This window comes from Bacteroides coprosuis (assembly GCF_020741705.1).
Lineage (GTDB): Bacteria > Bacteroidota > Bacteroidia > Bacteroidales > Bacteroidaceae > Bacteroides_E > Bacteroides_E coprosuis.
This window is the reverse complement of the sequence record NZ_DYYK01000116.1, coordinates 1-11,436: the sequence shown is the minus strand read 5'-3', so window position 1 is coordinate 11,436 and position 11,436 is coordinate 1. Positions and strand designations below refer to the sequence as shown.

At 33.8% G+C, this 11,436-nt stretch carries 8 protein-coding genes and 2 tRNA genes; 4 read left to right on the top strand and 6 right to left on the bottom strand.

The annotated features are described in order from the left end of the window. Nucleotides 1-370: 370 nt before the first annotated feature. Both K8V80_RS06560 and K8V80_RS06555 read right to left on the bottom strand, forming a co-directional pair. On the bottom strand, nt 371-1,039 hold the full coding sequence (locus K8V80_RS06560) for a hypothetical protein (RefSeq protein WP_276776332.1): 669 nt from the start codon (nt 1,037-1,039) through the stop codon (nt 371-373). Nucleotides 1,040-1,212: 173 nt separating this feature from the next. After that, on the bottom strand, nt 1,213-1,605 hold the full coding sequence (locus K8V80_RS06555) for a hypothetical protein (RefSeq protein ID WP_276776329.1): 393 nt from the start codon (nt 1,603-1,605) through the stop codon (nt 1,213-1,215). Nucleotides 1,606-1,840: 235 nt separating this feature from the next. Between K8V80_RS06555 and K8V80_RS06550 the strand changes: the two genes are divergently transcribed. Then, nucleotides 1,841-2,413 (top strand): hypothetical protein, encoded by a 573-nt coding sequence (locus K8V80_RS06550; protein WP_276776327.1) that lies wholly within the window; start codon nt 1,841-1,843, stop codon nt 2,411-2,413. On the opposite strand, the gene K8V80_RS06545 is transcribed toward K8V80_RS06550, so the two are convergent. Beyond that, nucleotides 2,410-4,632: a peptidase domain-containing ABC transporter gene (locus K8V80_RS06545; RefSeq protein WP_276776324.1), complete on the bottom strand. Its 2,223-nt coding sequence runs from the start codon at nt 4,630-4,632 to the stop codon at nt 2,410-2,412. The genes K8V80_RS06550 and K8V80_RS06545 overlap by 4 nt on opposite strands. Nucleotides 4,633-4,782: 150 nt before the next feature. Here K8V80_RS06545 and K8V80_RS06540 point away from each other — a divergent pair, with 150 nt between their 5' ends. Beyond that, a complete protein-coding gene (locus K8V80_RS06540; protein WP_276776321.1) occupies nt 4,783-5,592 on the top strand; it encodes a DUF6624 domain-containing protein in 810 nt (269 codons plus the stop codon). A gap of 3,110 nt (nt 5,593-8,702) precedes the next feature. Here K8V80_RS06540 and K8V80_RS06535 read toward each other — a convergent pair. Both K8V80_RS06535 and K8V80_RS06530 read right to left on the bottom strand, forming a co-directional pair. After that, a tRNA-Arg gene (locus K8V80_RS06535) sits at nt 8,703-8,776 on the bottom strand. Between the two features lie 547 nt (nt 8,777-9,323). Next, nucleotides 9,324-9,692, bottom strand: a complete 369-nt coding sequence (locus K8V80_RS06530; RefSeq protein WP_006745331.1) for a hypothetical protein — start codon at nt 9,690-9,692, stop codon at nt 9,324-9,326. A 283-nt stretch (nt 9,693-9,975) separates the two neighbouring features. Between K8V80_RS06530 and K8V80_RS06525 the strand changes: the two genes are divergently transcribed. Both K8V80_RS06525 and K8V80_RS06520 read left to right on the top strand, forming a co-directional pair. Beyond that, complete coding sequence (locus K8V80_RS06525; protein WP_006745332.1) at nt 9,976-10,368, top strand: hypothetical protein; 393 nt, start codon at nt 9,976-9,978, stop codon at nt 10,366-10,368. A gap of 140 nt (nt 10,369-10,508) precedes the next feature. After that, on the top strand, nt 10,509-10,880 hold the full coding sequence (locus K8V80_RS06520) for a hypothetical protein (protein ID WP_276776318.1): 372 nt from the start codon (nt 10,509-10,511) through the stop codon (nt 10,878-10,880). Between the two features lie 54 nt (nt 10,881-10,934). Here K8V80_RS06520 and K8V80_RS06515 read toward each other — a convergent pair. Then, nucleotides 10,935-11,008: transfer RNA gene (locus K8V80_RS06515), tRNA-Arg, on the bottom strand. Nucleotides 11,009-11,436: the final 428 nt, after the last annotated feature.

Below are 11,436 nucleotides of genomic sequence, written 5' to 3'. Positions count from 1 at the left end.
ATACAGCTGTACCAATCTCCTAAACATTTATTGGTGAAATATACACACGAATTAAGCGAACAAGCTACCCGTCATCACATTTCTGAAGTCAACGAATACCACATCGTGTTTGAACATCTTCTCAGAGATATTGAGAACAAGACTAATTTAGCACACTAGTGCGAATAGGAGATAGGTTTATAAGAAAATAAATAGTAGACTTTTCAACTCCTCGTTGAAAAAACAGCAGAAAAATACAAAAAGACAAACAACTGATATCAAGGATATAAAATTATCATGACACCGACATGATGATACGATGTCGGTGTCAAAGCATGATTATGTCGGTGTCATAATAAATCTATTTTTGTCGTTTTTTGCTAGAGCCAAACTAAAAAGTAACTCCAGCAAATAAGCTGAGGGTAGATCTACCCGTTTTCAAATCAAAGTAATCCTTAAGTTTTACTCCATGGACTTCAGCTCGGTAGTAAGAGTTTAAAATATTATAATTACTTACAGAATAACCCACATACATACGAGCATCATCTACTGATGGTATTTTGAAGAATAAGTACGCACTTATTTTAAAGGTCGGGTTAAAATGAGTGTACACTCCCTTGAGATATCTATCCGATTCATAAACACCCCCTGTAACAGATAGCTTTTCTTCATCTAAACGTACTAAGTTAAAAGGAATTGGAGAGAAAAGGAACGAAGCATCTGCCATCACCCCTATCTTAGCTGTTAACGGGGTAAAGACTTTGGCTCCAATGGATGTATTTAAGTTCATAAGAGGTGCATCTAGTGAGTAGGTTGTATATTCTCCAGATTTACGACTTTGCTCTATTCGAGCAAAATTTAGATTGGCTCCAGCATATACTGCCGAAAAACGATTGAGATTATAATTCAACTTAAAGCCCAAATACCACGGAACGCCATCCTCCAAAACTGAACTAAATAAACCTGCCTCAATATCATAAGAAATTGTTTTCTTCTCTTGGGCATATATCCCGATCGGAAAGAGAAAAAAAGAGAGTAATAAAAAAAGTGTGTGTTTCATCGCATTTATTCAAAAAATCAAGTTGCAAAGATAGACACTACACTCTTTATTAACACCATTTTAAGTCATCTAAAAAGAAGCAGACAGGAAGTTTTTTATCACATTAAAAGACATAACAGTTTTCTTTACCCGATGGGGCAAAGTCAGTTTAGTTCACAAGAAACTCAATAAATTTAGCACTCTTCCTTATGATGTTGTTTTATTCTCCAACCCCCTACAAGACCCACAAGAGCTAATAAGGCAGCTATACCTAGCTTGATTTCAAATGTAGAATAGGCAAAAAAGAGGAAAGCTATGGAGTAAGCAGCAGTACAAACTAATACTACTGAGAAGAGATGATCCCACCAAGTTCTGCCACAAAACTCATCTACATTTGATCTTTTTACGACCATATAGGCTATGCCGATAGCAGAAAGGTATGACCCTCTACGCAAAAAAGGTTCTTCAACATAAAAAGCAACTCCAATTAAAATGGCTGCAAGAAAGAGATGTGAGTAAATTAAAAAATCCTTATTCATAGTAGTTGCGATTTGATTCTTGAATGGTTTTAAGGTATTAACACTCATTAAAGATAATTATTTGCTTTAAAAGATGCTAGTAATCTGATAGATTATAAAGTAGTAAGCCTTAATATCTTGATTTTTAAGACAATTCTACTCCATTGTGTAAAGTCATTTAAGATTTATAGAGAATATAGAATACTTTTATTCGGCTCCTTTTATTTCTATTTTATGCATATCTCCTCCTCTTTTAAAGAGATATTTAGTACTTTAGATTTATCATAAAAACAAGACACGAATTATGAGTATCAAAAAATCGGATGTTTCTTTTCTCACCCAAGTTCCCTCAATCATGAATCAGCTATCGGAAACCTTTCACCACTTACAAGTGGAATTGGAGAGTTATTATGAAGATTTAGCCGATTATTGGGCTGATTTAATAGAAGAGAATCCTGATTTGGAAATTGATGCAGAGAGAGATGAAAACAGTGAGATTTTCTTTATTGATTCTGTAGAAAATGAATGTCCTTGGGAAGATTCTGAAATTGAAATAACCTACCGTATCGACCTGTTCAATGACGAGGAAAACCCGCTATGGATAGAGTATGGATATTATTGTGATGAATCGCAGCATGTTATCTGCTTTGAGTTATTCAACTATTCGGCGAATGTGATACGGGTGCTAAAAGACCAGATAGAAACACAGATTGCTGATAAATGGAAATATGGTGTAACGATCAACTCTAGTATCTACCTCGAATTTGATATTACCGAAGATTTCTCATCTGAGCAAATTAAAGCGTGTGCCGAAGATTTTAAAACTTATCTGCTTACTCCAGCTACAAAGGAATATCTAAACCAAATGAAGCACTAATTGATTTTTAATTGATTCTCCACTATTTTGTAGTACGTGGAGCAAGATTTCAACAAACTTTCATGCGAGCCTTGGGCTACAACTTCTCCTTTATCGAGTACAATGATGTGATCTGCATCTTGCAGCAGATGAAGTTGATGCGTGATGGCCAGAATAGTTTTATCACTCCACTGAGAAAGCAAAGCAGATTTGCGTGACAAGGAGATACTATCTGTCTGCGAAAAGTGATGAATATCCAGAAACACAAAACTAGGATCTTTATAAATCAACCGAGCTATCAATATGCGTTCACGAAGTTCGATACTCGACGTAGAACGATCTTGACCTATCAGCGTATTGTACTTGAAAGGTAGATTTTCTATATAACTATCCAGCAAGGCATAACGTGCTGCCCTTTTTATCTTGCCCATATCGGGTGTAGAATCAGATAAAGAGATATTTCGAGCTATGGTGTCTGTAAAGATGTAGCTATCGGGTAATATAGCCCCACACTGGCTACGCCACCACATCAAGTTCATATCTTGCAAATCGCTATTCCCTATCTTTATTTTACCCTCGGTAGGCGAATAAAAACCTAGCAAGAGTTTTAACAAGGTTGATTTTCCACTACCATCTGCCCCTACAATTACAGTTATTTTTTGAGCAGGAATACGCAAACTTACTTTATTCAACACTTTGCGGTAAGAGAAATAATTAAAATTAAAGCTCAGATTCTCCAAGGTAATATCGGGAAAGGCGGTATCAAATTGGGTAAGCGTTCTTTCGGAGGTAGTTTCATCCTCTTCTTCGGATATATCTTTAATCCGACTTAGACTCAAATTTAAATCTTGCCAAAAGTAAAGCGATTTAATCAATTCATCCATAGGAAAATACAATTGCCCAATGATATACATAATAGCCAAAAGCATACCTATTGTCATCTGCGACTCATAAACCAAGAATACGGAAAGGGCAATAACGAGAATATTTCGTGAACCAATAATAAAAGTACTCCCGATGTGAATGGTCTGTTCCATCTTTAGCAACTTACTTTTCACTTCAAAAAATCGATCTTGAGTATTAAGCCATGCCCTACGAATACTCTGTTCACAGCCCTGTAGCTTAACTTCTTGCACCCCATGTACAATCTCAAAGATCTGCCGTTGTTGATGCTGATCAATTTCTCGTACACGACTCTCCAATATTTTTCTCTTACGAATAAATAGCATAATCCAAAGGATATATAAGAGGGTAGCAATGATAAACACAGAGAAAATAAAGGGACTATAGACCAACAGCACCCCCGCAAAAACAAAGAAAGTTACTAAGGAAAAGAGAATTTGGACCACCTGTGTAGTGAGAAACTCTTCTACCTTTCTGTAATCGTCTATCCGATGCAAGACATCACCTACATACCTGTTTTTATAGAAATTAATGGGCAAAAGCATCAGCTTCAAAAGGAAATCTGAAATGAAACTAAGATTCATCTTCGAACTAATATGAAGCACCATCTTATTACGAATATAACTAATGACCAACCCACTGACTAGCAATATAATTTGAATCCAGAAGAGGGTTTGTATCAAGTTGGGCGTTTCTCTATCTAAGGCATAATCTCCGTAAGCTTTGATTAAAAGAGGAAAAAGAAGTTGGATTCCTCCTGCTAATATTAACCCTAAGACTAGTAATATGACGTATTTACGATAAGGCTTCAGGGTGTTCTGAATAAATTTCCACTTATCATTAATTTGCTCCGACTTCGTAGCTACTTGATTAAACAAAGCTGTGGGGTGAAGCAAAAGCACTGTACCTGCGGTTAGTACCTCTTCACGAACGCCACCCCAATGCCTACAAAACCCTTCTTTCGAATATTTCAACAAACCTTTTTGGGGATCGGCTACATGAACTCTATACCTACCTAGCCAATCTTTTTGGATACGATAAACTACTACATAATGACTTTGATCCCACAACACAATACAAGGCAAAGGGGCCTCACTAATTAATTTAGCCCAATCCATCTGCCCCGAAACAGCTTCTAAATCAATACTTTCAGCCCCTTTCATAAGATGGAGTAAGGTAGTGCCTTGGGCAGTAGTTCCACATAGTTTGCGAAGGGCTTCGATAGAGAATTGCCTACCATAGTACTGAGCAATCATCGCTAAGCAAGCTGGGGCACAATCCGTAGCACCCTCCTGACGAATAAAAGCAAATCGACGATAGTGTTTCATAAAAGCCATTTGTATGTACTCCTAAATATACAATTAAATAACAGGACAAATAGGAATCTCCTCTAAAATAAAACGACTGGAGGTCTTGCATTCTGATAAAATAGCCCTAATTTTACTAGAGTTATACAGAGATTATTCTACTCAAAGAGCTTTGTGAGAATGGAGAAAACAGCAAAACATAAAATACTACTTAGCTTGATTGCTCTTTTGGCAGCAGGAACTGTTTGGGGCCAGGCAAAAGCAGACTTCAAAGAGGTCAATCAATACCTAGAGCAAATCTACAAGGAGAATCAAAATTTCCAGTCAAGCAAGAAAAGAGTATTCACCCCAGAAATACTAGCTCGTAAGCAGATAATGGAAAGTACCCATCAAACTGAAATAGACTCTATCTTCAAGCTTTATGGCTGGTTAAAACCTCCTTTAATTTCTAAAAAAGCTACTCAGGCTTACTTTTTAGTAATTCAGCAAGCAGATATTCCTTATCAGCAAAAGTATCAAAATGAAGTATTCAAGGCGGCCCAAGAACGTGCCATTAAGGCATCCGATTATTATCTATTCACGGATAGAATGCGTATGCTTCAAAATAAATACCAGATCTTTGGTACTCAAGCCAAAACGGATGATGCAGGAAATTTCTACTTTATTCCTATTGACACGAGTTTAGTAAGTGGCCGCAAGATACCCGTCCTGCCCGACGGTGATTACATCTATTTCAGCGGCCCACAGTTTGTCACTCTCTTCTTACACATCTACAATGAGGCTATGACAGAGGGCATCCCGCAGGCACAAATCTATCTAGATGGAGAAAAAATAGGAGAAACCAATGATAAAGGATTCTTCCAAAAGAGATTGTCTCGCTTTACCAACAGCAAAGAAATTAAAATACGCAAAAATAATAAGGAGAAAACCATTCGCATTACCAACTCCAAAAACGCCGATTGGCTAGATCAAAATATCATCCTAAAATAAGTCTTAAGAGGCTCTTGTTATACAATCCACACTCAGCTCAGTGGATTCTACACCAACTTTACACACATTAAATAAAGGCGTAAACTAAGGTAAAATAGAGGCTATCCAATGTAAAACCTAATCCTCAATAGGGCATTTCTTTAATAATCCTTTACAAAGTAAGAGTATCCCCCAAAGATTACCCATAAAATAAAAGCCCCTATTTCTCGGAGTATTTTAATGAGAGATACAACGAAAAGTAAGATATTATAGTCTTACAAGCTTCTATTTTATCACAACAAATCCCATAGATGTGTTCAATAAATTCTTATTGACAAATGATAAATTCACACTAGACAGCTAGTGGCTAATCACCCTCCTATATTTGCTATTACTATTATTTGAAGATAGATTATAGCGATAATCAACGATGTAATTCATTTCTTATATTAAGAAAGTTCTTAATATATTTGTCAAGAAGCCTGTTCCAAACGAACAGGCTTCTTTATTGAAAATAATTTACTGTTAGACTAAATTTGGCTTAATAAGCCACTATATTTGATAGTATTCAATATAATAATAGTGTATATTAATAGATCACTAGACGATAGTGAAATATTTTTACATAAAAACAATATACTAGCACTCATTGAACAAAGTGCAAATTCTGTGGTTTATAAATAAATACAGAAAATAAAGTAGGTCGAAATCAATCTTTGGTAGCTTGCCAAAAAGCCAAAGATTAATAGATGAGACCTACTTTAATAAAAATAAAAGGAGAGTCTCTTACTTAGTAAAAGCTCTCCTTTTATTCATTTTAGGGATTCCATAAACATGTATCGGTAGACCTACTACTCCCTTATAAAAAATTCAAAATAAAAAACCATAAAAAAAGAGAGGAAAAGAAAATTATAAAGAGATGACTCTTATAATATTCTTTTACACTCTCCTACTACTCCAACATGGATTCGAATTTTAAGTAAAAAAATACTAGTAATTTTAGATTGCTAAACATGTATTTAGTAAATTATCTAGAGTTTTCGTTGTAAGTAGTTTTGATTCCACAGTAAAAACTGTTATGCTAAAAAAGGATTGATAAAAGGAAAATTTAAATGATAAAAATTATAAGACCAATCATAATTGCAAAATACACAAGATAGAGGCTGAGAGCCTCATATCTTCATTTTGACAGACTTTAAAATGAAATATTTGTGTATTAAATCATTTCAATAACTATAATATACTGAGGATAAACATTTTATCAAGATCACATTCTGATTTGTTCTATCCACATCAAAAACGAACTCTTTATATGTATGAAATATTACAGCTACCAGGAAATCTCACTCTTCTACCAATCCTTTTTGTTTTAAATATTTTCAAAGATCTATTCTAGAAAAAATCCCACATAACCACCCAATGATATACAGAAGTATGAAAGCTAAATTTTAACAAGGGAAATATTGCAATAGAATATTAGCTAACAAATATTAGAATTAAAGAAAACTAATCTACTCCTAATCTCAATTTACACTTCGTCATTGAGTGGTAGTGGGGATTAAGAATAATATAATTCTAGATTTATAAAATTATGAAAAAAAACGATTTTAAGTTAAGGGTTAATATTGTCTTGTATTGTTCATATTATTCTCAATCAATATCTTATCTATCTCTATGACTAGTATAGCATAGAGATCTATAACCAATAATTTCAAAGAAATACTACAAGGAATGAAATTTAAAAACGAATAGATACAAGCAAGATATACGAGCTATATTGTCAATTAGCACACGACTAAAAAAGGAGAAGCAAAATACATATGCATCTGATTTATAGAGCTTTTAAATCAAGGCTTGATCAAAGAGTGAATCAGCTTTAATCAAGCCTCAATTCTTTAAAAAACAATCAGTAAAAAGGATGTTAGGTATAATCTCCTTTTTATCTTTGCTCATCATGCAATTGATCTATTGAATAGAGCAACTTGCAAGCAATCAGATTTATTTTAACCATTTTAGAGTGGTATATTCTCTAAAACCAACAAGCCTGATAGCCTATGCATATTACTAAAAACAAGAGTAAATAGATTGCATTCCTTTGTGAAATCATTGCTTCTTATCAGTTTATATTTTCGTCTTTTAAATTAACTAATTCAGTAGATTTTAAACATTATTATCAATTAAACCCCTAATAGATATTTCATATTATGAAAATTATTGCATTAATATAAAATACCCTTTCAAAGTTTAACACTGCTAATATATGTATTAATTTTACATCTACCAAAACTAATTCAAGACATTTTTTTACATATTAAGACTTCCTATATTCATCATTAGTCTCTCAACAAATGAATAATATGCCTACAACCCCCACAAATAAGGGAATAATCACTCTTTTTTAATTATCTTGAATGACGAACTGACTATATATATAATTATATTTACATACCAATAAATAATTTATCTTGTCACTATTAAACTAGATTTTATGTCCTTATTCTTAAATAATATAGGATATATCTAATGGGAAAAGAGATGTTAATGAACCATAATGGAAAAATATTTTAAGTTCGATAGAGAAAAGTATTAAACACACTAGCTAGTTGGGTGATATTAAGCTATCCTGCCCATCGACAATAACATTTTTAAAGTACTCTGACTTAACAAGCATCTATTGTATCATCCGTTTGAGCATCTTCAACTGTATATTTATTTACCACAAGATAAACATCCAACTCATTGCATCGCCTTATTGTAGCAGCTATAAATGATGTTTAAAATCATATTCTAATCTGAAAATAAAAAGAGAGCAGTAAAATAAGGTGTAGATAAAGTAGGATTACTGGAGATATACAAACACCCCTGATGTGTCTACGAGATGATAACATCATAACACCGACAAGAGCATGCTTTGACACCGACACCGTATCATCATGTCGGTGTCATAGTGAATTTTATCTTTTTAAAAAATCAGCTCTATAGGGTATATTATACAATGGTAGTTGGTAAAAATAAAGATGTAATCGACTACTTATCAACAACTTGACAAGAATCACGATTTGCCGTTATACTAAAGAGGAGAGAGGAAACGGATAGAAACAAAAAAGGACGACCAAAGTCGTCCCTTTATGTGATTCCGAAGCGATTCGAACGCTTGACCCACGCCTTAGAAGGGCGTTGCTCTATCCAGCTGAGCTACGGAACCAATCCTTATTTGCGTGTGCAAAGGTAAAACGTTTTTTGGAAACATCAAAAAAAATAGGCTATTTTATCTCTATAAATTTTCATGCTTGGTTAAAGGTCCAAAACACTCCCTAGCTTACAGCTTAAAGATTATTTTATTAGATCTGAAAAAGGAGGATTTCTACTACTGTTTAAGTCACTTTTATGATAAAGGTAAAATCTACTGATCTCAAAGAGCAAAAAAGCCTCAAAAGTGTAAACTTAAATTACCCATAAGTGTAGATTCTAAAAATCAATACAAATAATAATTGTTAATCTATTTAACATTATCTATATTTAGAGAAGAGTATAAGAATATCTATTTTGTATCCAAAAAACACTCAAGAGTGTATTACCGATCAGAATATGATTTTTGTATTTATAAGGTATAAAGAGAAACATCTTCTATTTATGCCTAAACCTTTACACAATTCTATTTATATTTTAATCATCAAACGCTACAATGTTAAAACGGGATAACTTTTTCAAACTATCCCGTTTTTACCTTTTTGGTTATATCGAATTCTAAATCACTCCATCTTTGAAGTATCTGGTAGAGTTTTCTCTTTTATAAAGAAATAGCCACCAGAAAAAGCCAAAAACAAGAGACAAATGCTGCATATAGCCCATGAATTACCTTCTCCAAAAGCGTGGTTTATATAGAAGCAAGCTCCTAGTGACGCTAAGAAAAAAAGATATAGAGGTAAAAAGATAATTTGATTGGCAGTTTTACCAGGTTTGTAGTACCTCCTCAGCCCTATCACTCCTCCCAATACAGCAAAGGGTATTACTATAAAGAAGGGATGAGCTGTAAAGCCAAGAATTGCACCAACGTAGAAGAAAATGATGTAAAACCACAAATAGGTATTGAGGTTTACGTGCGAATCTAATCGTTTCATAATATATGGGGATTTAAGTACACCTAAAAGTAATAATAAATTTATTTAGTAACAATATTTAACGGCAGTCATTTTGCGTAATGACAGAGAGATGAAGGAATAATTTACTATACTAAACCTAAACTTTGCACGCCAATAATAAAAAGTGTGTAACCACAAACAAACGCATACATTCTAATGCTAAGGAGTAAAAAAGTAGTTCAAAACGAGTAGAGGTTCATAAATAATATTACCTTTGCCAGACTTAACTATCAGATAATAAACAATAAAACAGAAAATAGGTATGCATAAAGTAGTCATTATAGCTCTGTGCTCACTCATATTACTCCTATCTATTTTGCTTATCTCTAGCTTTCATTTGGAACAAGATTTTCGATATGTAGCCATCTTGGGTTTCGTACTTTCTACCCTTATGGGCAAATGGATTTTATTCAAAAAAGACACCAATAAAACACTTCACTCCAACCTATTAATGGGGATATTACTTTATCTTGCATTCCTTGGTTTTATAGGTACCCAAAGCTACACTTTAGTTCTTCAAAACAAATGGGCAATGCTCCCTTTTGGAAACAACCTGATAGTAGTGGGCTTTGCATTCTTTGCCGTCATCATAGCCATAACAACTTTTTTTGATATAGATAAAAATAAGCACGAAAAGAATAATATACACGCTTAAAAGCTATCTTACAACCTATCAGAAAAAGAAAGCACTGCCCCCATTGTTATTCTTTCATTCAGAAATGGTATATTTAAAGCATAGTCTGGTATTCATTTGGGTACAGACAGATAATCGTATTTAAAATTAAGCCTAAAACTATGCACAAAATTATTATTTACCTTATTAGTATTACCATACTACTTTTCTCGGGTAGAATATTTTTCATTACAGATGATATCAATCAACTTTTTATAGCCTTTATGGGTGTTATTATGCCTTTAGTGCTAATCAAGTGGCTTTTTAAAGCTAATCCCATCTCGGAGATATTTAAAAACAACAAAACACTCGGCATCATTTTTTATCTTTTGACATTGAGCTTTCTAGCGATTCAGACGGGCATACTTATGTCGCACTATGAGCTGATAACAGAAACTTTTGGGTTCTTTAATGCAGTGGTAAGTTTTGGTTTATTTGCCACTACTCTATTACTACTTACATCCATAGATAAGGTAAATAAACGTTGGAGATAACGAGGATATTTATATTACAAAAAAAGACGACTTCAAGTGAGGTCGTCTTTTTTGTGATCCCGAAGCGATTCGAACGCTTGACCCACGCCTTAGAAGGGCGTTGCTCTATCCAGCTGAGCTACGGAACCAGTTTTATTAGTGGTTGCAAATGTAGGATGTTTTTTAGAAACATCAAAGCCATTTACTCTTTTATTCCGAAATATTTTCATGCAAAACAATGCTCAACACTCGCCTAGCTCAAAAGAATTGATACCTAAACATCCCGAGAACAAGCAGATAAGTTCACTTTTTTCTAGTTCCAGACTTATTTAAATAGGTAGATAAGAAATGGTATCGGCTTAATCTCTCTTAGCTAGAAAGTCAGAAGATCTGCTAAATAAATAGATGCTTAGTCCTCAGGAAGTAAAGCTAAAATACATTTTAACGGGTCAGTCCGTATTCTTGGGGATTTAACAATTAAGCGTATAGCATCATCACTCTATACAGATAGAACTTTACATCATCTACTCCTCTGAATGTAGCCCTAAATGATTTAAGCTTGGCATTGAAAGATTCA

Excerpts from the sequence above, each read along its gene's own strand:
- K8V80_RS06560 (WP_276776332.1), bottom strand. The coding sequence starts at position 1,039 with ATGAAACACACACTTTTTTTATTACTCTCTTTTTTTCTCTTTCCGATC.
- K8V80_RS06555 (WP_276776329.1), bottom strand. The coding sequence starts at position 1,605 with ATGAGTGTTAATACCTTAAAACCATTCAAGAATCAAATCGCAACTACT.
- K8V80_RS06550 (WP_276776327.1), top strand. The coding sequence starts at position 1,841 with ATGAGTATCAAAAAATCGGATGTTTCTTTTCTCACCCAAGTTCCCTCA.
- K8V80_RS06545 (WP_276776324.1), bottom strand. The coding sequence starts at position 4,632 with ATGGCTTTTATGAAACACTATCGTCGATTTGCTTTTATTCGTCAGGAG.
- K8V80_RS06540 (WP_276776321.1), top strand. The coding sequence starts at position 4,783 with ATGGAGAAAACAGCAAAACATAAAATACTACTTAGCTTGATTGCTCTT.
- K8V80_RS06530 (WP_006745331.1), bottom strand. The coding sequence starts at position 9,692 with ATGAAACGATTAGATTCGCACGTAAACCTCAATACCTATTTGTGGTTT.
- K8V80_RS06525 (WP_006745332.1), top strand. The coding sequence starts at position 9,976 with ATGCATAAAGTAGTCATTATAGCTCTGTGCTCACTCATATTACTCCTA.
- K8V80_RS06520 (WP_276776318.1), top strand. The coding sequence starts at position 10,509 with ATGCACAAAATTATTATTTACCTTATTAGTATTACCATACTACTTTTC.